Source organism: Streptomyces sp. NBC_01537 (assembly GCF_045040445.1).
Lineage (GTDB): Bacteria > Actinomycetota > Actinomycetes > Streptomycetales > Streptomycetaceae > Actinacidiphila.
Window position 1 is genome coordinate 9107417 of sequence record NZ_CP109392.1, and the last position, 21023, is coordinate 9128439.

General features: G+C 67.4%; 19 protein-coding genes. 5 read left to right on the forward strand and 14 right to left on the reverse strand.

The features are described from left to right. Positions 1-147 precede the first annotated feature (147 nt). The 5 genes from OG607_RS41770 to OG607_RS41790 all read right to left on the reverse strand — a co-directional run bounded on the left by OG607_RS41770 (position 148) and on the right by OG607_RS41790 (position 4711). A complete protein-coding gene (locus OG607_RS41770; RefSeq protein WP_405735005.1) occupies positions 148-594 on the reverse strand; it encodes a hypothetical protein in 447 nt (148 codons plus the stop codon). Next, positions 591-1544: a hypothetical protein gene (locus tag OG607_RS41775; RefSeq protein ID WP_405735007.1), complete on the reverse strand. Its 954-nt coding sequence runs from the start codon at positions 1542-1544 to the stop codon at positions 591-593. Before OG607_RS41775 ends, OG607_RS41770 begins: the two co-directional genes overlap by 4 nt. A 245-nt stretch (positions 1545-1789) precedes the next feature. Further along, entirely contained in the window at positions 1790-2716 is a 927-nt protein-coding gene (locus OG607_RS41780) for a DUF5677 domain-containing protein (protein WP_405735009.1), read from the reverse strand. A gap of 183 nt (positions 2717-2899) precedes the next feature. Then, on the reverse strand, positions 2900-3745 hold the full coding sequence (locus OG607_RS41785; RefSeq protein ID WP_405735011.1) for a hypothetical protein: 846 nt from the start codon (positions 3743-3745) through the stop codon (positions 2900-2902). A gap of 27 nt (positions 3746-3772) precedes the next feature. Continuing rightward, positions 3773-4711: a site-specific integrase gene (locus tag OG607_RS41790; RefSeq protein ID WP_405737521.1), complete on the reverse strand. Its 939-nt coding sequence runs from the start codon at positions 4709-4711 to the stop codon at positions 3773-3775. On the opposite strand from OG607_RS41790, the gene OG607_RS41795 reads away from it, so the two are divergent. Then, complete coding sequence (locus OG607_RS41795; RefSeq protein ID WP_405735013.1) at positions 4652-5653, forward strand: AAA family ATPase; 1002 nt, start codon at positions 4652-4654, stop codon at positions 5651-5653. The genes OG607_RS41790 and OG607_RS41795 overlap by 60 nt on opposite strands. A gap of 179 nt (positions 5654-5832) precedes the next feature. Here OG607_RS41795 and OG607_RS41800 read toward each other — a convergent pair whose 3' ends face one another. Continuing rightward, positions 5833-6015: a hypothetical protein gene (locus OG607_RS41800; RefSeq protein WP_405735015.1), complete on the reverse strand. Its 183-nt coding sequence runs from the start codon at positions 6013-6015 to the stop codon at positions 5833-5835. Positions 6016-6296: 281 nt separating this feature from the next. Between OG607_RS41800 and OG607_RS41805 the strand changes: the two genes are divergently transcribed. Beyond that, positions 6297-9845 (forward strand): NACHT domain-containing protein, encoded by a 3549-nt coding sequence (locus OG607_RS41805; protein ID WP_405735017.1) that lies wholly within the window; start codon positions 6297-6299, stop codon positions 9843-9845. Positions 9846-9899: 54 nt separating this feature from the next. Here OG607_RS41805 and OG607_RS41810 read toward each other — a convergent pair whose 3' ends face one another. Together OG607_RS41810 and OG607_RS41815 are read right to left on the reverse strand one after the other, a co-directional pair. Then, a complete protein-coding gene (locus OG607_RS41810; RefSeq protein WP_405735019.1) occupies positions 9900-10586 on the reverse strand; it encodes a hypothetical protein in 687 nt (228 codons plus the stop codon). Between the two features lie 86 nt (positions 10587-10672). Further along, entirely contained in the window at positions 10673-11119 is a 447-nt protein-coding gene (locus tag OG607_RS41815; protein ID WP_405735021.1) for a hypothetical protein, read from the reverse strand. Between the two features lie 793 nt (positions 11120-11912). Here OG607_RS41815 and OG607_RS41820 point away from each other — a divergent pair. The 3 genes from OG607_RS41820 (at position 11913) to OG607_RS41830 (ending at position 14657) form a co-directional block, all read left to right on the forward strand. Continuing rightward, entirely contained in the window at positions 11913-13451 is a 1539-nt protein-coding gene (locus OG607_RS41820; RefSeq protein ID WP_405735023.1) for a restriction endonuclease fold toxin-2 domain-containing protein, read from the forward strand. Between the two features lie 32 nt (positions 13452-13483). Next, positions 13484-13960 (forward strand): hypothetical protein, encoded by a 477-nt coding sequence (locus OG607_RS41825; RefSeq protein WP_405735025.1) that lies wholly within the window; start codon positions 13484-13486, stop codon positions 13958-13960. Between the two features lie 226 nt (positions 13961-14186). Continuing rightward, positions 14187-14657, forward strand: coding sequence for an NUDIX hydrolase (locus OG607_RS41830; protein ID WP_405735027.1), 471 nt, complete (start codon positions 14187-14189; stop codon positions 14655-14657). A 17-nt stretch (positions 14658-14674) separates the two neighbouring features. On the opposite strand, the gene OG607_RS41835 is transcribed toward OG607_RS41830, so the two are convergent. From OG607_RS41835 to OG607_RS41860, 6 genes are all read right to left on the reverse strand, one after another. Next, on the reverse strand, positions 14675-15229 hold the full coding sequence (locus tag OG607_RS41835; protein ID WP_405735030.1) for an HD domain-containing protein: 555 nt from the start codon (positions 15227-15229) through the stop codon (positions 14675-14677). A gap of 435 nt (positions 15230-15664) precedes the next feature. After that, a complete protein-coding gene (locus tag OG607_RS41840; protein WP_405735032.1) occupies positions 15665-17389 on the reverse strand; it encodes a mobilization protein in 1725 nt (574 codons plus the stop codon). Beyond that, positions 17386-17661: a mobilization protein gene (locus tag OG607_RS41845; RefSeq protein WP_405735035.1), complete on the reverse strand. Its 276-nt coding sequence runs from the start codon at positions 17659-17661 to the stop codon at positions 17386-17388. The genes OG607_RS41840 and OG607_RS41845 overlap by 4 nt, the downstream gene beginning before the upstream one ends. A 639-nt stretch (positions 17662-18300) precedes the next feature. Next, positions 18301-18492: a hypothetical protein gene (locus OG607_RS41850; RefSeq protein WP_405735037.1), complete on the reverse strand. Its 192-nt coding sequence runs from the start codon at positions 18490-18492 to the stop codon at positions 18301-18303. Continuing rightward, entirely contained in the window at positions 18489-20228 is a 1740-nt protein-coding gene (locus tag OG607_RS41855) for a hypothetical protein (RefSeq protein ID WP_405735039.1), read from the reverse strand. Before OG607_RS41855 ends, OG607_RS41850 begins: the two co-directional genes overlap by 4 nt. Then, complete coding sequence (locus tag OG607_RS41860) at positions 20225-20869, reverse strand: WhiB family transcriptional regulator (protein ID WP_405735042.1); 645 nt, start codon at positions 20867-20869, stop codon at positions 20225-20227. Before OG607_RS41860 ends, OG607_RS41855 begins: the two co-directional genes overlap by 4 nt. Positions 20870-21023: the final 154 nt, after the last annotated feature.

Sequence of the window (21023 nt, forward strand, 5' to 3'; positions counted from 1 at the left end):
AGCCGGTAGCCCACCGGTACTCCCCGATCCTGATCATCTGGCAGGTACTCAACACTCATAATCCGGAACGCTAAGCACCCGACACCCCAGCTGTCCCGCCAGTGACCGAACGCAGACGCGACCCGCCGAGCAGGTCGAAGCGGACGATCACGTGGGGTCGGGCGGCACCGGGTGTGTGGTGTGGCCGTTCCTCGGCTGCGGCAGTACCCGGACCACGCCGGCGACGCCTTCGGACAGCGTCTGCCGCAGCACTCGGTTCTCCATCATCGACTGGTGCAGGGCGCCGACCAGCGCCTCGACGTCGGCCTTGAGCTGGGCGAGCCCTTCGGCGTCCGCGGCCCGCAGCTTTTTGAGCCGCCGGACCTGCTGGCGCAGCCGTCGTTCGCTGTCCGGCGTCTGCCCGCGGGCGCGGACCTGGTCGTAGAAGTCGTTTTTCAGGTCGGGGTGGCGCTGGGTGAGTGCGTTGCGAGGAACCTGGGCCTCGGCGGCGAGCGCGACGATCGTCAGCGCGCCGTTCGACTGCTCGGGCGTACCGCTCAGGATGCGGTCCATCGCGGCGCGGATGCGGTCGCGCTCGTCGGGGGCGGGGCTCATGCGTTCGGCTCCTGGTGGTGGATGCGGTCGTGCTCGTGGCGGTCGGCCAGCTCGCGCAGCTGCCCGGCACGCCGGGCCAGCCGGTCGGTGAGCGGACCAGGCAGCACCTCGGAGACGGACTGCTTCTCCAGGGCTTCGGCGTGAGCAAGGAGCCCGGCGGCGTGGTGGTCGGTGCGCGCGATGTTCGCGCACGACGGCTGGCAGCGGTCCAACCGCGGGGCGTCGGTGGCGGCCAGCCGGTGGCAGAGCGCCCGGTCCCGGTTGTAGACGCACATCAACAAGGAGCGCGGGTTGTCGTAGACGGTCAGGGCGGGGTTGCCGAGGATGTCGCGGGCCTGGCGGTGGGTACGTATCGACCCGGCGAACGTGGGTGCCTGCGCGGCCGCGTGGATCGCGCGCCGCGCGGCGGGCCCGGAGATGCCGACCCCGTGGGTGAGGTCGTCGTGGAGGGTGGTGAGGGTGTCGGCGGTGGCCCGGGCGGTTTCGATGTCGAGCAGTTCGTGGATGCCGTCGCGGCCGCGGGCGGCGTACCCGGCGCTCATCGCGGTGCGCATGTGCCCGTACTGAATGGCCAGTGCCACGAGCCCGCCCGGGCGGCAAGCGATGTGCCAGGCCAGCGTGCGGCGGAAGCGGGCCAGTCCGATCGCGCCGTGCGGGTCGGCGGGGACGGACTCGTGGTCGCGGCCCAGGCAGCGGGCCAGGTTGGAGGCCCAGGTGGCGAAGTCCTCGATGCGCCCGCGCAGCGAGTTCGGTCTGATGGAGGCGGCCGGTTCGGCGGGGGTGTTCTTGAAGGCGTGCACGGCTGTGTCGAACAGCAGCCCGCCGTCGGGGACGATCTTCTCCAGAACGCGGATCGCCGTGACCACCGGCGGGATCGCGACCCAGGGGACCTCGCGCAGGTATCCGGCGGAGTGGTGATTGCCGTCCTGGTCGGAGGCGTTCTTGAACACCCGGCCGTAGATCAGGTGGCGGCCCGAGGCAGGGTCAGGGCAGCACCCCGTCTCCAGTCCCAGCACTACTGGCGGGAGGGGGTTATTCCGACCGTGCGCTATTCCCTCGCTACGTGACGTTCCTGGGGTGTGAGGAGGGCCTTTGCGCCTGACCTGCCGTCGACTTGACGGCAGGTCTGCCGACCCAGTCCCGCCCGGTTTGGACGGGATTGGAGCAGCCGATCGCAGCACCGCTGGTTTCGGAGTCAGCGCAAGGGCCCCTCGGGAGTCAGGTTCCACTCATGTGCATGGACAAGTGGAACCTTTCCCAATGAAAGCAGGCGATTCAGCACAGGTTCGGTATCAGAGAAGTTCAAGTTATCGTCGCCGCTAACGCCCGCACTCTCCCAGAAGGGCGAAGTGACATCCCAGGACTCCACATGAAGCCGCCAGAGCTGATCAAGTGCGAACGATGCGAGATGCGATCGGAACTCTGGCTTGCTAGTAGTCATTCTGCCAGATGGGTGGCCCCAGCCTCGCCGCATAATCTCGCCGGCAGAAAAGTGCAGCGCTCGGCTAGTAGCGGCATGGAGATAGTCGTAGAGTTCCTTCTTTCCTGCTCGCTCAGCAATCCAGTCGGCAGCAGGGAGGGTACCTCCCGACCATTTGTAGCGCTTCTGTAGATTTTTCAGGCTCGATCGAACCTCGTCTCGCTTGAGCTCTGCGGCATCAAGAAATCCTTCCGGATACCAGAGATCCTTCATGACGTCATCCCCGACATAGGCGCGCTGGGCCAGCAGCGACCTCGTCGCGTCCCAGTTGCCCAGAAGTAGAAAGAGCTCCTGCGAATCTTCAAGCGGCAGCGACCCAAAGAAGCCAAGGTACAAGACATCTTCAAGCGATGCGCGAACAAACGAGACGGCAAGATGCCCCAAGTCTCGCCGTGCGAGAACTGTGGCGGCCGTCATGCTTTCGATCTGGCGACGAAGACAGGCATTTACGGCGAGACGGCGGTAGTCGGCCTCAACTTCTGACCACTTAAGGTCGCCGACGTCAATCAGTCGATCGGCTAGTTCGACAAACTCCTCGACGGCCTGAATCCGCCGCATGAGATTCTCGCTGGTATCTACTGGGTCGCCAGCGTTTTTGCTCGTTTCATCTTTTGCGTTTGACGCTTTACTTAACCTATCCATTCGTTACCTTCGCGGAGTGCGTTCTGTATCGCCTCAGGTCCAACCATGGCAGACGTATCCAGTTCGTGTGCCAACCGGGCCCGCTCTGTCGAGAACTCGGTGGGGAACAGTTACAGGCACCACAGGACAGGGATGATTTCTCGCGGAGCTGCACTGTTTGAGGCCGTGTTCGTAGACAGGGCGTCAGTGCTCGTCAGAGCTACGTAGCTGGTTCTCGGAATCAGTCAGACGAAGTGTCTCGTTGATCTTCTCGTTTCTCCCGAGAGCCTTCTCGAGTTCAGTCAATGTCTCATTGTTGAGGAACAATGGATTTACCTCAAGCGTCTGGATAATGCTCGCAACCTGCTGAGGCGTAAGCTCGCCGACTGTGCGTTTCAGTTCCGCGAAGTCATCATCTTCAATGAGGGCATTAGATACTATTCTTACCTGCTCCTCGCTGAATGCTCTAGCCATTAGAGCCAACAGAAGGCGCATCTGCGCTTCCGCGCCGCTCATGTTGACTTTGTTCCCGTCGAGCACGGAAATCGCCCCATGTGAAGAATCTGCGACTGTGGCCTCAATCACGGTCGACGCTTCGGCAGTGGAGGGCTGACTGTCGATTTCGCGACTTTTAGCTAGCCTGTTCCGTCGAGGCATCTTGTTCCACCGAGACTTTATGGCCGGAAGTGCCTGATCGTCCCACCATCTCTCAATGCGCGACTCGGCCGCAACGACAGCATGGTCGATAGCGCGACCAAGGAAATCAAGGATCGCATCACGGATCTCATCACGGATCGCCTCAGTGAACTCACCGCGCCCCTTTTTTCGCGGAGTTGGCCTGTATTCTCTGCCTGCTGCTTCGTTCTCAGTGTCGGGAAAGAAGTCGGCATGGCTCGTGAGGCGCCCTTGGCTGTTGTAGAGGTTGGGATGGAGTCCGCCTTTTTCCGTTTTCCCGGGAGTCAGGTCTTCGGGATATTCAAGGCGACCTGGGATGCTAACCGTGCGTGGCTTTTCTTTCTTTTCGGGTTCACGCTCTGATCGTGTCGTCATGCCCTGCTATTCCTTTCTTGTAGTTTCTCAGTGTGAGTCTCGGCGCGTGCGGCGAGGTATTCGGCCCAGTCGCGTCGGGCGTAGGCGACCCAGCGGAGTGCGGTGTGGCGGTGCATGCCGGTCACGTCGGCGAGGATCGGGCTGGGGAGGTCGGCTGCGAGGGCGGCCAGTGCCGCGTTGCGCGCGGTGCGAACCAGAGGAGGCATAAAACGTGCGTGCCCGCTTCGACTTCGTCACCGCGCGGGCCAGGCGCCCCGCGTAGTAGCGACCACCCTCCAGCTGAAGACGCGGCACTTCCACCGTCAGCAGCGAGGCGCCCTCCGTCAGCCGCATACCGGAGGAGAACAGCAGATCGGCGAAGGCGGCATTGCGATCGGCCAGCCGACCCGCCGACCCGGCCGCCGCCAGCCCGTCCGCTCCGCACCCGTGCAAGCCCACATCCACCCAGCGACGAAACGCCCGCGGAGTCAGCCAGCGCACCTCGCTGGTCCGCGCGTTCTTCGCCCGGGCCGCCGGCACCAGAACGGCCTCGCCGGCCCGACCGACGACCGACCGCATCAGCACCGGATTCACCAGCACCGGATTCACCAGCACGTACTCGCGCTGCACCGCCCATTCATACAGCCGCGCCAGCGCAGCCAGGCCCCGGTTCCACCGCGCCCCACCAACCCTGTACGGATTCCGCGGAGACCGGGTGCGCCAGTCCTCGAAGTCCCACAGATCGTCCGCCGACGCCTCACTCCACCACCTCCCGTGACCCCACAGGAAATCGAAGAACAAGCAGTAGTCGTCCGTGTAGTTCCGCTTCGTCTCCGACGCAAGACGAGCGAACGACGACCGGCACAAGTACCCGCTCAGCGCCTCATCGATCCGGTAGTCCGGAGAAAGAAGGATCGGATCCCCCGGATGAATCCGGACACGACCCTCACGTACGGCCAGGTCCTCCCACCCGGCCAGAACAGGCACCCGACCCCCCACCACCCGACGGTCTTTCGGCACCCAGAACGTACACCAACCCGGCACGCATCCACCCCCGCTCGATCCGCTTCAACACGCCGATTCAACAGGGAATCTCGTCCGGGGTGCCAGGAGGCCACCGGCGACGCGGTCGACCTCCTGCACCTGCTCGTGGACCGCAGGATGGCCCGGCGGCTGAACACAGTCGTCGACGCGACGAACGTGTCCTGGAGGGCCAGGGAACCGCTGGTCGCCGCCGCCAAGCGCCACAACATGCCCGCCGTCGCAATCATCGTCGCGACGCCAGCGGCGGTGTGCGTCGACCGCCAGGGCCCGCGCCCGGACAACCGGACCGTGCCCGACGACACCGTCCTCGCCCAGCACAAGGCGATGGTCTACTCCCACAAGAACCTCGCGGGAGAGGGCTTCACCCAGGTCGTGTTCGCCGAAAGCCTCTACCGGCTTAAGCCGTTCCTGCAGCGCCTGAGCGAGGCCCGCACCGCCGACCTCGGACTGGACGGCGGCGACGGCCTGGGCGACATGCTCCTGCCCCGCCGCATCTTCGGCCCGGAGATCCTGCCCATGTGGCGGAGGAAGAACGGCTCGACCGTCGCGGGCGGTGACCGGGTCGCGGAGATCCGCCTCGGTCAGCAGTACCTCACCCTCGCCCTGCGCAACGACGTCGACGGCGAGGGCGACGTCGGCTTCGACGCCCTGCTGCCCTGCCCGTTCGACCCGGAGTGCGGCGGCTCCGCGTGGGTGCCGGCCTACAGCATCAGCTGCCTCCACCGCGCGCTCACCGGCGAGCTGGACATCAGCGAGGACATCGTCTGCGCCGTCCATGGTGGGTTCGACGACGTCGACCAGGAGGCCGACGACCACGCCTGGGGCGACGACCCCGAGGGCCGCGCTGACCTGGACGCGCAGGCACTGGAGGCGATCCGCAGATGACCACCGAGCCCACCACCGACCGCCTCGCCTCGCTCATCCCTCTGGCCCCGGCCGCCCCGTGCGGACTGGGGCCAGGGCTTTCGAACCTCAGGGAGAACGAACCCGCATGACCCGGCGAGGGCAAGAAGCTGAAGCACAAGCCTCGCGCGGACTGCGCCACATGCCGCTCCATCGCCGGTTTACCGTTTGCCACGCAGGGCTCGGATGACCGCGGCAAGAGCGGTGAGCACCGCGGCGCGGTCGTGGGAGTGGGTGCCCTTCAGGGCCGTCCGCGAGATCAGGATGGCCGCGACTGCCGCGATCGCGATGACCACCGCGGCGACTGCCGCTGCCGAAAGCACCAGAGCCAGCTGAGGGTCCATCACACCGTCTCCTTTACGTGGGCCGTTCCCCTGCGCCGCCCGTAGCAGGGCGGGCACAATCGAGCAGACATCGATGGCACGCGGCGCGTCCGTACTTTCCGGACTGCCCGGACAGCTTCCCCCCAACGCCGCAGGCCACAGGTGCTGTGGGGGGTGTCCGTTGCCGGACGTGCCGGACACGTTGGGCGCGGAGCTAGGCCGCCTCAGGCGGCAGACGGGGGCACGTGATGCCAAGGGCCCGGAGGAACGACCACCCTGGCCGGACCGCGCTACGAAGGGCCTTGAAGGAGCTGGAGGAAGCCGCTGGTTGCACTTCTGGAGGTGCGCACTCGCGCCAGGCGGCCATCGGAAAAGCCAGCCTCGCCCTCGAGAAGCAGAAACTGCCGAAGCTGACGAAACAGACAGTTGGTGAGTGGTTCACAAAAGGAAGCGCCCCGGAGAACTTCGAGCGACTGTGGACCTTGGTAAAGGTGATGCTGGTCTGGAGCAAGGAGCAACCCACCGAAGCGAGAAGGAGGGTTTGGAGGAAACTGTGGGATGAGGCCCGCAAAAGCACTGCTGTCGGGCAAGCCAACACACCGCTGATAGCCGCGTACCTGACGGCGGCGCGGAAGGCTGCCAGACGGCACCCCTATCCCGGTATCCCAGGCGATACAGATCTGCCCGTGCTGGCCGACGTGTACGTACGACAACAGACGTACCTCAACGAAGCCGGTGGGCAGAGAGTCCGAGGTCTGAACGACACCGTTCCGGCGAGGAGCCACATCGGTCCCGCGCTGCCTGCCGAGGAAGTCTTCCAGGCCGACAGCAGTGTCTGCCTGCTCGTAGCCGGGCCCGGTGCAGGCAAGTCCACCCTGCTGCGCGCCCACCTGGCCGAATCGGCCAGCCGCTGGCTGGACAATGTGCCGGGCAAGACAGTGTCGGTCATGGTGAGAGCCGACTCCCTGGCCACCACGGACCTGTTGCCTGCCGCAGTCGCCAAGGCCGCAACCTGTGAGCTCAAGCAGTTCGCCCTGCTCGAGGAGCTGACAGCGGACCTCTTCCTGCGCTTCCCACGCGCCGGGGCGTCCTGGTTGGTACTGATCGATGGCCTCGACGAGATTCCCAGCTCTGACGACCGCCACGCGATCCTGCAGATGGTGACCGACATCGCTGCGGCCGAGCCCCGCCTGTACCGATTCGTCATAGCAACCCGCCCCCTGCCTGCTCGGGAACTCCAGGGCCTCGGCATGCACGTGCCGTGTTTCGAACTGCAGCCCTTTTCCCCGAACGACTTGCGCACCTACGCCACCAAGTGGTTCCACGGTTTGAACAACCCTTGCCGCCACGCCGAGGTTTTCATTAATCGACTTAAGCGCTCTCGTCTGGATGTCCTGGCCCGCACTCCGCTAATGGCCACTATGCTGTGCCAGCTCTACGCAGCTGATCCCGTCCGCCCGCTGCCCGATGGTCGAACCGGTGCTTACCAGGAATTCGTCCAGCTCATCTATGAACAGAACGTTCACAAGAACATCAAGAGCACCCATGACGCGGCAATTCGTCGCCTGAAGGATCGCCACCAGATCCCCATAGATAACCAGAATGCTGAGCAGGCCGCACAACAGGTACGTGATCATCTGCTGGAACTCATCGACTATCTGGCCTACGAAAGGATCAACGGAAACACCGCCCCCGCTATCGAAGTGCTCGCCTCACACCTGCACGTCAGCCGCCCGGTCAAGGTCAATCAAATCTTGTGGAACGACTTCCTAGGCGATCTACTGCGGCCCACCGGCCTGCTGGCTCAGCGCGCGGACGACTTCGACTTCCTTCACCAGACCCTCCTCGAATACCACGCAGCCCGCCATGTCACCCGTAGTCAGCAGGCCCGCACCGACTTGCTTTACTACCTATTCACCCGCGCACGCCAATCCGACAGCAATCGCTGGTATCCGCCGGACCTGGACCCCTCCTACCTTGGGTTTCTCCTCGACAAGCTTACGGCTCCATCGGACCAAATAACGTCCCAAGCCGTCCAACTCTTGGAAGAAGTCACGGCGTACCCAAGTTCGGCCGTCTGTTCTTTCCTCACCACCCAAGTGGAGCTGGGAACGTGTTTTCCCCCGGGACCAATTACATCTCGCCTGATCAGGTTTGCTGAGGACGCCACCCTGCACGGCTCCAACCGTGTGGAGGCGGCCAGAGCACTGGCCAGGATGGAGGGGTACCTAGACGTAGCTGCCAGACAATTCCGCCTCTTCGCACAGGACACAACCTTCGGCGTGCGTCACCGTGTGGAGGCCGCCCTGGCCTTGGCTGGGATGGATGCATACAGAGACGACAGTGCTGGTTTTCTGATCGCGTTTGCTGAGGACCTCGACCTGCACGGCTCTGACCGTGTGGCGGCGGCTCGTGCGCTGGCCGATGTGGAGGGGTATCGAGACGACGGCGCTGCCCGTCTGATCGCGTTTACCGAAGACACCACCCTCAACGGCGACCGCCGTGTGGAGGCGGCTCGTGCGCTGGCCGATGTGGAGGGGTATCGAGACGACGGCGCTGCCCGTCTGATCGCGTTTACCGAAGACACCACTCTGCACAGCTCTCATCGTGTGGCGGCGGCCCGTGCGCTGGCGGGCGTGGATGGGTATCGAGATGACAGCGCTGCTCAACAGGCCCGTCTCCGTATCGAGGACGCCACCCTGCACGGCTCTGACCGTGTGGAGGCGGCTCGTGCGCTGGCCGATGTGGAGGGGTATCGAGACGACGGCGCTGCCCGTCTGATCGCGTTTACCGAAGACACCACTCTGCACAGCTCTGACCGTGTGGAGGCGGCTCGTGCGCTGGCCGATGTGGAGGGGTATCGAGACGACGGCGCTGCCCGTCTGATCGCGTTTACCAAGGACTCGTATGACCGGATGAGGGCGGCGGAGGCACTGGCCGATGTGGAGGGGTACCGAGACGAAGCTGCCAATCAGTTTCATCTCATGACTCAGGACACGAACTCCTCTAATCCTCACGGCGTGACGGCGGCGATTGAACTGGTCAGGATGGGGGTCTACCAAGAGGACGCCGTTCCTTGGCTGATAGCGGCAGCCGAGGGCACTGCCCGGGTGGTAAGCCCCCTCCGTGTGGTGGCGGCGCTTGCGTTGGCCGGGCTGAAGGGGCATCGACGCGAAGGCGCGGAACATCTCAGGACCCTCGCCGAGGACGCCGCCCTGGGGGACGACCGCTTGGCGGCGGCCCGAGCCCTGGCCGGGCTGGAGGGGTACCAAGACGTAGGTGCTAGCAAGCTACGTCTCCTTGCTCAGGACGCCACCCTCTGGGGCCACAGGCGTGTGGTGGCGGCGCTTGCGTTGGCCGGGCTGGAGGGGCATCGACGCGAAGGCGCGGAACATCTCAGGACCTTCGCCGAGGACGCCGCCCTGGGCAGCCAGCGCGTAGCGGCGGCCCGAGCCCTGGCCGGGCTGGAGGGGTACCAAGACGTAGGTGCTAGCAAGCTACGTCTCCTTGCTCAGGACGCCACCCTCTGGGGCCACAGGCGTGTGGTGGCGGCGCTTGCGTTGGCCGGGCTGGAGGGGCATCGACGCGAAGGCGCGGAACATCTCAGGACCCTCGCCGAGGACGCCAGCCTGCCGCTCGTTCCTCGGGAGGAGGCGGTACGTGCGCTGGCCAGCATAGACAAAGATCAAGACGGTGGCGCTGCCTATCTGGTGGCCTACGATGGGCCCCCTCCCCAATCCCAAGATCGCTTCCTGGAGGACCATTACAACGGAGACCATTACGACTCGTTGTTCAGGGAGATGCTTGCACGGCTCACTGCGCGGCAGTCGGGCGACGACATCCCAGACTGAGCAGCCGCGTCGGGGACGGCGGCCACTTACGCCGGCTTGGCACACATCCCCTGTTCAATCCGCCTCAACACGTCGTTCCAACAGGGAAGACGACGCGGGCGATCCGGAGACAACCACAACGAGGGTTCCCCTGCGGATGGCCGTTTGCTTGACCACGCTGCTGCGTCCGGCGACGGTGAAGGTCAGCAGCTGGCTCCACTGCTCGTCGCCGAGCTGGGGAGCGGCTGCCTTCTCGGTGGTCACTTCGATCGGCGTGCTGCCCACGACCACCTGGTAGGCCGGGCAGGAGGCCATCGCGTCGAAGATCCGGCCGACGCCCTGCGAGAGCTTTGCTGCGGTGTCGCTGTACAACTCCTCGGCCAGTTGCGCGTCGCTGCCGCCCGCGTAGGTGAACGAAGCCTTCGCCCTGCGCGGGAAGTCCAGTGATCCGCCGGTCGCGGCGTCGCCGCCGAGCTTGGCCAGGGCGGGGCAGTCGATCACCGTGACGTCGTCGTGGCCCGAGGCGTGCTCCGGCGTGCGGGTGTAGCCGGTGCCGAGGTCGGTGGTCTCCAGCAGCCGCTCGCGCAGCGTGGCCGAGGACAGGGGCGTGGTGGGCTTCGTGCCGCCTGTCCCTTGCGTCGGCTGTGCTGCTTCCTGGGAGGAATTGGTCCCGGTGGAGGTGGTGGGGCTGTGGGAGCAGCCTGGCAGGGTGAGCACGGTGAGGGCGGTCAGGCCGAGGACGGTGGTGGAGCGAAGGCGCATGCAAAACCCCTGGGTTGGTGCGGCAGGTCTGACTGAGCCGACACGGGGACGGTGCCCGGTTCGGCAGGAGCAGGGGTCGAGGGGATTCAGTGGCCGAGATGCTTGAGGCCGTCTTCGAGGGTTGGGTGCCAGCGGTCCATGGGGCCGCTGGCGCGGTTGTACCAGGCGGTGTCCAGGGCCGGCTCCAGGGTCTCGTGGCCGGCGCGGCAGCGCAGCCACACCTGGTCGCGGACGCTGAGCAGCACCCAGTTCCGGTACGCGCCGCACTGCGGGCATTCGCGGATCTCGCCGCCGATGACGAGCGGGGTGTCCCAGCGCATCATCATCCCGGCGATCTCCTCACGCGTCGGCAGCCGCAGGTCCGGCGGGAGAAAGTCCTCCACCACCGGGACTGCCGGGGCCAGCGGGCTGCTGGCGCGGTCCGCCTCGGGGTAGTTGGGTACCGGCGGCTCTTGGTACGCGAACTTAAGCAGTTCGTCCATCACGCGCTGGGATGCGCGGTGCTCTCTACGGGCGCGTATGCGGTCGAACATGCCGTCTCCCTTTCCTTCGTCCTGCGGGCTACGACGAGCGTGCCCCGAGTGTCTGACCTGCTGCAACTCTCAAATTCTGTAATCATCTGGCCTTGCCGTGCTGGTCCTGGCGGTCCCCGGCCACGCGGGCCGTTGCTCGCGGTGGACCGTGTGGTGGCGCTGCTGTCGGGGCATGGTGGAGGTGTCGGCCGGCAGATCGGCCGTGCGCCGCAGCCGCCACACCAGTACGTCGCTGACCGATTCGGCGGTGCCGAGTTCGGGGCGGGTGGCGGCTTCAGCGAGCAGCGTGGCGGGTTGGTGGCCGCGCTTGGGCTCGACGGGCTACTCCTCCGGAAGCCCAGCGCTGCGGGCGGCGGCATACACCGGGACATCGTTGCCGTCGCAGGTGAGGCGGGCCGCCCAGGGCACGGCGTCGGGCGAGGCCAGGGTGGCCCTGACCACGTCGTCGGCGAGGCCGCACAGGCCAAGTCGGTGCAGTGACTCGATGCTCTTTTGGTCGATGCCGGACTCCTGCGCAGCCCAGCCGTGTGCGGTGTTCTTTCTCTACGCCGCCAGCTGCGTGAGCGTCTGCCACTCCCGATGGCTGAGTCCCACGAGTGGCCCTCTTCTCGCGAGTCGACAGTTCGTCGCTCCCCTGATCGCGCCAACCCTGCCGTCCTTCCGGCCACTGCGTCAGCGGAGGGCGACGACGTCATCCCGTAGCCGTGACGTTGCCCCTACCCGCCGTATCCAGCGTGGACCATCCCACTGGCTGTAGAGTCCAAGGACTTAATTCACTGTGCAGGAGGGGCAGTTGGGGTACCGGGTCGAGATGGTGAACCTGGTGGAATCCTCCTGGGGGATGTTGCGCCTGCGGGACTTGATCTTCGACATGCTCTCCGCGCTGGTCGCCGAACTCTCCGAGCAGCACGCCATGGCCGGAGACGACGATGCGGGACAGACCTTCGCCAGCGTCTACACGGAGTCGTCCCGCACGGTGGTCGACCAACTCAATTACGCGTCCGTCGTGATGAGCAGTGGCGCCAAGGGGCTGCTGGACACGGCCCAGAACTACATGGCGGCCGAGAGCGCCGCTGCCGCGCAGCTGCTCGGCGACACCTCCGACACTGGTGTCGCGGCGCAGCCGTCGAATGAGGACTGCTCGCCCCGGCCCAGCCATCACGGCGAGGATCTGCCCGAGGTGGTGGGCGAGACCAGTGGTGTCGATCAGTTCGTCTTCGGCGACCGCTACCGCGGCAATCCGGGGAAGGTCCGTACGGTCTCCACCACTTGGCGTAAGGCCGCCGGTGTCGTGGAGATCGCCTTCCACGAGGCCAAGGACCACTGGCGCCGGGCGAACCTCGGTCACGAGGGCGTGGCGGCGGACGGCATCGAGGATTATTTCAAGCGCTTCGTCGGCAAGGGCGACCCACCCGGACAGCCGCAGGAGGACGAGCCGCTGCTGCCCAACCTCTACGCCTCCTGCCGGGCGTTGTCGGCGGCCTGCGAGAAGTATGCCGACCACATCGATACCGCTCTGCGGCAGATACCCAAGGACGAGAACCCTCTCACCGGCGAGTTCCTGTGGCCGTGGGAGAAGGCCGAGCTCGGCGGCAACGGTTACGACGGTGGCCTCAGCGACCTTGTCGCCGGCGACTCCACCATCCTGCGCCTGGCCAACGTGCCCCACGCCCTGGACAGCTCCCAAGCCCGGATCAAGGTCCCCCAGCAGGACAACGGCTCCGCGGGGACGACCGTGCCGCCCTTCCTGGGGCCGATCATCCGGGTGCCCATCATGGTGCCCGCCGGCTACACCGTCCCCAACCCCAACATCCGGTACAAGCAACCCGTCGCACCCCCGGTCCCCCCGGACCCCCGGTTCCCGCCGCTGTCCGCGCCCGACAGCAAGAGGTTCAGCACCTGGCTGGACAGTCTGACCGACGGGGGCTACTCAGGCGGACTGCCCGAGGACAAGGACTACCAGTACCGAGTGGCCGGCTACCCAGAAAAAGAGGTGCCGCTCCCGGCGGGCCTGTCCAAGAACAACACCTTGATGGTGGACGGCTTCCGCACCACGGACGGCATGGCGATCGAAGCAAAGCACGTCCGCAACCAGCGGACCTGCCCGCGCACCATTGACGCGATCCGGACGTCCCACCTGACCGGCAAGAAGGACTTCCTGTACAGAGACGACCGCGAGGAACTCGGCAAGTACGCCGCCGCCATGTCCGATCCCCGCAACAAGGAAATGCGCGGGGTCGAGATCGACACGGACAACCAGGATTCCGTAGCGTACTGGCGCGCGATGATGGCCGCGTACGGCGTCAAGGGCTACGCCCGCTACGTGCCGTAACCAGCAACAGCACACAGGCCCACAACCCGGAGATGACCATGGCACTGCCCCCCACGCCGCTGGAAGAGATCCGCGTGATGTTCATCCTGACCGCACCCGAAGGCGGCGGCTGGGGCATGACCCTCGATTCCTTCGCCGAGGCCCTGCGCGAGCGCAACCCGGACGAGTTCATCAAGGTCTGGGATGACGAACCGGGCCCCGGACCGAGGGGGCCCTCCCTGTCCTTCGGCATCACCTTGGGTGACGAGGACTTCGAAGGTATCGCCCTGACCACCCCGCAGGGGGCCTCCATCAAAGACTGCACCGCCGCACACGCAGCCGAGTTCGCCCAGTGGCTTCGCCAGCGCATTGTCCCTGACACAGCAGAGATCACTTTCAACACCGAAGCGGGCATGGAGTGGGAGCTGCCCGATGTAGTCCTTCCGGACGCTCCCGCAGAAGAATTGCAGTCGCTCTTTCTCGTTCACCTGGCCGAAGTTCAGGAAGAGGATGAACGCCACGCGCGCTGACAGCTCAGCTGTGTCCCCCAGCGGGCGTCGTCACGAAGTTGCACGGGACGTCAGCCCGACTGTTATACCGATGGAGATCACTTATTTCGCTGTGTCGCATTCCTCCTTTGCTGCCCGTACGGGGGCAGTGCGGGCTGGCTCAACCACTACACCGAAAGCTTCGATGCGGTCTGGGAGACTGCCAAGCCCAGGCCACCTGAGTCCATGTGAGGAGCGTGCCCGAGCGATGGGACGCACCGAGTACTGGTACGACGCCGCCGCGCCGAAGGCCAACACCCTGATCCCGGCGTGCAACATGTTGGTGGCCCGTCCTGAGGATGGGGCGATTCTCCTGCAGCGCCGCCGGGATACCGGGCAGTGGGCGCTGCCGGGCGGGGCGATGGACATCGGGGAGTCGCCGGCGCAGTGTTCGGTCCGGGAGTGCAAAGAAGAGACCGGGATCGACGCGGAGCCCACCGGGCTGCTGGGCGTGTACTCCCCGCCCGACCATGTGGTGGCGTACTCGGACGGCGAGATCCGGCAGGCGTACGAGGTGACCGTCATCGGGCGACCGGTCGGCGGCAAGCCGACGATCAACGATGAAGCGGATGCAGTGCGCTGGGTACTGCCCGCCGATCTCGACTCGCTCGACATCCATCCGTCGATGCGCCGTCAGATAGGCCACTACTTGGACGGCGCGTACCCGCACGTCGACTGAGTCCGAGAAGGTCTCGGCTACGCGGCTGCGGCAATCCGGCGTTCCACGCTGCGCACGGCAGTGAGGAGGTCAGGGGCAGCGCGCCGGATGAACCGGCCGACCACGCTGTCGCCGCCGTACCGGGATCTGATCTCCGCAAGGCGCTGTGGCGCACCGGTCAGCTGCCCGTTCGGGGTGGTGGTCATGTCGCAGTAGATCAGCGCGTCCATGAGATCGGGGCGGTCCAGGAGCGGGAACTCCGACTGGAGTTCGTGGCGCAGACCCCGCTCTTCGGCTTCGAGCAGAGCGCAGGAGTGGTTGGCGACGAGACGGACCAAGGCCTGGTCCGCGCTGGTCTCATCCCGGAGGTAGCGGGCGCCGTCCAGCGGGTGGAACCCGGTCGTGGCGATCGGCGGCGCGTAACCGATGTCGTGCAGCACCGCCGCAGCCTGGAGTAGGTCGGCATCGTCACCGAGGATCGGCGCCAGCGTGTGGGCCTTAGCAGCGACACCCTGTGAATGTACCCAGCGACGCGGCAGGGGTTCGGCGAGCAGGGACCTGGCCAGGTCGTGCGCCCAAGAAGTGAGGTCCATGTCCAGCAGGCTAAGGCGCGAATGGCAACGGAGCGCAGAACGTCTCAGGACGTCTTGAAAGAGTCCGGGAAGGTGGTACCAGACTGGAGGGTCAAGCCGCTGCCAGTGCGTACCTGCACCAGCGCGGCCACGCCCGATCCCGGGGCGGCAACCGTGCTCGAACTGGTTACGGCTTTATGGGGCCAAACTGCAGCGGCTCACTACCGGAACGCGTGGCTACGCGCGGCCCGTCTCCAGGGCACGATCACGTTCACCGCCCCTGTGCTCTTCTGCACAGCTCGCAGGCCGTCGCGCCCGGTTTCTGCGGATCCGAGCACGTGGTTTTCGCCGCTCCAGCGGCCTGCCACGATGGCCCTGCAGGGGCTCGACGGTCCGCCCCGACATCTGCGTCTGGCGGTGGTCGGCGCTGCTTTCGATGTCGGACGCTCCATCACCTCAGCGGTCCCGGCGCTTCCCCTCGCGCCCGGGGCGGGTGGTGCGCGGCCTTCGCACCGGGGCGGCATCGGACGTTGTGGCCGGCGGGACGGGCGTGGGATCGGCCGGCAGATCGGCGATGCGTCGCAGCCGCCACACCAGCACGTCGCTGACCGATTCGGCGGTGCCGAGTTCGCGGCGGGTGGCGGCCTCGGCGAGCAGCGTGGCGGGTTCGTGGCCGGCGGCTTCGGCATCGGCGAGGGTGGCGGCCAGAGCGTGCCAGCCGGGCTCGGCCAGGATCTGCTCGGCCAGTTCTGGCACCGCCCGGCGCAGGTGGGCGGCGAGCTTGCGCTGGAGGGTGGGGGGCAGGTGGCGGCCCCGCTGGTGGAGGGCGCCCATGGGGTGGCCGGCGGCTGCCTGGTAGGCGGCGCGCAGGTGGTTGGCGGCCTGGCGGGCGGCGGCGACCTGCTGGGCGTGTTCCTTCTTGCCGTGCCAGTTCGCGGCGGCGATGACGAGGAAGAACGCCATGTCGATCAGCATCGCCGTGGTGGCCCCGTCTTCCCCGCGGCCCAGAGCCGGGCCGCTGTAGATGAGGTCGCGGGCAGCCTGCCGCAGGGCGCGGTCGTGCCCGCGTTCGGCCCGGATGTGAGAACGGCAGGCCCGCTCGAAGGCGAAGGCAGCCTTGCGCAGTTCGCGGCGGGTGTGGGCGGCGGAGGTCTTGGCCAGCGCGTCCAGGACCTCGCCGGCCGCCGCGATCTGCGCGGCGACCGCTCCATCGCCGCCGTGATCGATGACCAGCATCGCCTGCCACGCTGCACCGGCCGCACGGCGGCGGGCGGACGCCGGCCCGGTCGCAGGAGACCGAGGGCTTCGGGCCGGTTGCACGTCTTCGTTATGGCCAGGGTCGGCGGCTCCGGTCCAGCGCTCGCGGATCCGGGGCAACGACAGGTCAGGGGCGAGTTTGGAGCCCGAATAGAACACCGGTTCGCCGTCTTTGTTGCGGTCATCTGGCAGCGCAACGGTGTAGCCGAGCAGATCACCGGACGGCGCCAGCCGCGGCCGGACCAGCAGTCCGGCGGCGGCGAGCCGGTCGAAGAACTCCTCCTCGCCGGCAACGCCGGCCACCGCGCGGCGGACCGTCTCGCGCAGTTCCTCCCGCGGGGTACGCGCTCTGCTCTTCCGCTCGGCCTTGTACTGCTCGGCGCTGGTGGGCCGTTGAGCCGCGGTGCCATCGCCCGCGGCAACAGCGGTGATACCGAGTTCCTTCTCGATGAGTCGGCACTCGGCCTGCGCGCGCTTGCCGGAGCGGTAGTCGTCGGGGCGGCTTCCGTCCTCGCACACCAGCGTGGCGACGATATGGATGTGGTCATCGGCGTGCCGGACGGCCGCCCAGCGGCAGGCCGGCTCGCCGCCTCCGGAGTCGATGCCCGTGGCGGCCACGACGCGGCGGGCGATCTCGCCCCACTCGTCATCGCTGAGGAGACGGTCGTCGGCGGCAGCACGCACCGAGCAGTGCCACACATGCTTGCCGGGCCTGCTGTTCTCGGGCAGGGCCTGGACCGGCTGGTCGAGCAGCAGCTGAAGGTCCTTCAGGGTGGCCGAGGAGTCGCGTCCGGGATCAGGAGCGAACCCGTCGAAGGACGCGACGAGATGCGGGTCGACGTGTTCCTCGCGTTTGCCGGGGCCGTACAGGTACGCGAGCAGGCCGATGGTGCGGGTGCCCGGCTTGTGCACGCTGGGGATCACGCCGGTCCCTGCCGCCGCAGGAGCTGCGAGGTGGCTTCGTGGACGCGGTCGGCAGCGCGTCGTACAGCGGCAATGGTCTGGCGCAGTTCGGCGGCTTCGGCACCGGAGTTGAGCGCCTTGACGGCCTGGTTGAGGTTGCTGCCGGCCCAGCCGAGCCGACGGCGGCTGTCGAACAGTGCGGTAAGCACTTCGCGTTCGTCGGCGATCTCGGCGGCCGTGTGCTGGAGATCGCGTGCGGCGCTCAGGGCGGATCGTGCGAGGAACCCGGCCACGGACAGGTTGCACTGGGCGGCGGCGGACTTGACGAGGGCGAACTCTTCTTCGTTGAAGCGCGTATTGGGTTGGTGGAGGCGTTTCTTCGCGGGCGGCTGGCGGGGTCGCTGACGGGCTCGGTGTGCGGCTGGATCGCGGCGGCTGGGACGGTTGGCTCGCGCATCTCCCTGTCCAGGCTTCGGTCCGCCCTCGGCCGAAGCCTGACGGACCTGCGCCCCCTGGCGCAGGTCCGGTCCCGCCCCTTCGGGGGCGGGACCGGCGGAAGCTACGCTTCCGCCCCAACTTGCTCGCCCTGAGGTCGAGTTGGTGTCCGGCTCACCCGTCTCGTGGGCAGGGGGTGTGTTCGGGTTCGTCATCAGTTGTGGGTCCTCGTGGAGCGGGTTCGGTACTGGATCGCGGCGGCGAGTTCGACCATCGCGGCCGGTCCGTGGAGCAGGCGGACCGGTGCTTCGTGGGTGTGCTGGATGAGCCACTGGCCGTTCGGGGCCGGGATGGCGGCGTGCAGGAGCCGGTAGCGGACCAGAACGTGCGCCCAGGCGTCGGCCTCGGCGACGTTCGCTGCGGTGGCCCGGTGCCGTGCCGGGCCACCGCAGCGAACGGTGCGAGGTGCGGGCGGGTGACCTGCGTCTATGCGGGTTTCAGCCGCATTCGGGGCAGCGCTCGAAGTGCCGGTTCAGGGCTCTGGCCATGCTCCGCTTCACGGTGATCGCGTTCTTCGCGCTGGTCTTCGCCGGGGCGGTGCCCTGGTGACGTTCGGAGTGGCTCCGCAGGTACGAGATGTCCCGTTCGTAGCCGGACTTGATGCGAGTGAAGCGCGGGCAGGTCTTCATCGGGCGCTGCTCCTCTTCCTGGTCTTGCTGCCCGTTTCGCTGCGCAGGCGCTGCAGGACGGGTGACAGGTGTTCGTTGCGGATGGAGATGCGCTGGGCGCGCATGATCTGCCGCAGCTGGACGCGGGTGATGTCGCTGTTGCCGTCGCGTTCCAGGACGGCGGGCACATGGGGGCGGATCCGGGCGACGATCTCGTCCTCGGAGAGCCGGGGCTGTCTGCCCCTGCCGTTTCGGGACCGGTCCCCCTTCCCCTTCGGCTTGGGCTTGGGGACCGGGTGGGGGCGGGGTTCGTCGTCGTTCGCGGGGACCGGTTGTGGGCGGTCCCCGTTCGTGTCGGTCCCGGGGACCGTGCCTGTCTGGTCCCGGTCCCCGTCCTCGGGGACGGGGACCGGGACCGCTGCGGAAGGGCCTTCGACGCTTGCCGTCCCGGGGACGGTCCCCAAGGCACCCTCTTCGCCTGCGTATTCAGCGGTCCCGGCCGCGTGGCCCGTTGACTCGTAGGTCCCGGGGACCGGTCGGGGACGGTCCCCATGCTCAGGGGGGACCGAATCCGTGTCCTCGGTTGCCCGAGGGCTGGTCCCGTCAGCCGGGCCCGAGTCGTCCGCAGCGGGACGGTCCCCAGCCGAAGGCTGGGCTCCGCGCGTGTCCGGGACCAGGTCCGGGACCGGATGTTGGTCCCCGTCTTTCAGCTGGGACGGTCCCGTGTGGTACCCGTCGGGACGGTCCCCGACCGACGAGCGGTCCGTTTGGGGACCGGCGGTGGGGACGGCGCGGAGTCGGTGGGTGGCTTGGTCCGCACCTGCCTGCTGGCGGGGGAGGGGAGTATGTGGGGCGGTCTGGTCGGCGCTGTCGGCCTCCTCATCCGGGATGAACTGCGTCCAGGGCGAGGGCAGATTGACGGTTGCCAGTGCTGTGGCATGCCGACGTGCGGCGAGCTGAAGGAGGAGTGCGTGCCGCTGCTGAGGGTCGGTGCCCACCGCGGCTCGCGCGATGGCCACGGACAGCCGACGCGCGATCCGCCGGCCCCGCCAGTTTCCCCGCCGCTTCGGGGTCCTGTCCGCCAGGCGGGTGGCCAGAGCGACGGCTCGGACGGTGGCCCGGTCACGGGTGATCTGGGCGGCGTCGCGATTGCGCTCGGCGATCCCGATACGGGAGAGCAGACGCTCGCGCACCTCCCGGCCAGCGCTGGCGAGAACGCCATGGGAGGCCGCCTCTGGCATGTGAAGCCGAAGCTCGATTCCCATGGCCTGGTGCCAGAGCATCGCGGCCATGATCGGGCCCACGAACGCTCGCACGGTTCCGCCCACAGGACCCGACTCCGCGAAGGCCGGGATGGCCTGCACCCCGGTGATCACCCAGACCAGCACCCCGGGCAGCCCCGGCGTCCCTCGTGGGCTGTTGAGGTTCTGGCGGGCCATCAACGCGGTGGCGAACAAGGCGAGTTCAGCAGCGGCGAACATGGCCGCCCGCTCCGCAGTGCTGCCCATGTCCAGGTAATCGGCAGCGAACCGCCAGCTGGTGTCGGCGCTGTAGGCGGTACAGCCCGCCGCGGCCAGGGCCGCGACCCTGACTGCGGGAGTGCCAGGCCGCCGCTTGCTGCCGGTGCGCACCCGGCCCCGCCGGAGCAGCCATCCGGCCAGGAGCAGTGCGACCGCGAGCAACAGGGCACCGATCGCGAGGAGGCCCGGGCTCCCGACGGGCGCGATGGGGAGGGGCACAGTGGCGAGGTAGGTCATGCGGCCTTTCCGAGCGCGGTGATCAGGGCTTGGGTGTGCACCTGGCGGGGGACGGGCGAGGTGGTCTCGTCGTCCTCCGGGATGTGCTTGTCGTCGCTGGTTTCCGCGTCGTCGTCAGTGGCCTCCGCGTCGTCGTACAGGTCCCAGTACCGGTCGCGGTCGGTGATGGCGTGGCCGGCCTGGCGCAGCAGGTCGCGGATCCAGTCGAGGTCGGCCTGGAGCAGGTAGGCCAGGCGCTCGGCACTCCAGCCGCGCAGGTAGGCGTGGCGGATGACGGTGTCGCGTTCGGGGGTGCTGAGGTGGACGTCGCGGCCCTGGAGAGCGGCGCGGACGCGGCTGTAGTCGAGGCGCTTGTTGACCTTGGCGTGCCAGGGGCGGCGCTCGGCTTCGGTCAGTCCGCCCCACAGGCCGTGGCGGATCTCGTTGTCCAGGGCGTGGTTGAAGCAGTCCTTCTTGACCGGGCACCGGCCGCAGATCGACTTGGCCTCGGCGATGGCCTCGTGATCGCGTGGCGCGGGGAAGAACAGCTCGTCGGCGTCGGCGGCCGGCATGCCGTGGCACAGGCCGCGGACGTGCCAGCTGCGGTCGGCGATGCCGCGCAGGGACGGCGACGGTGTGTCGTTGGTGGTGATGTTGCGCAAGGCAGGCTCCGGAAGTTGCCTCATCGGGCGGGTGGGCGGTCAGCGCGGTCGGGTGCGGCAGACGCGGCATCCAGGCGGTCAGGGACACGGCGCTCTGGCCGCACCGAGGGAGAAGCGGCTGCGGGCAGCGGTGGCTCAGCGGACGCCGGTCAGC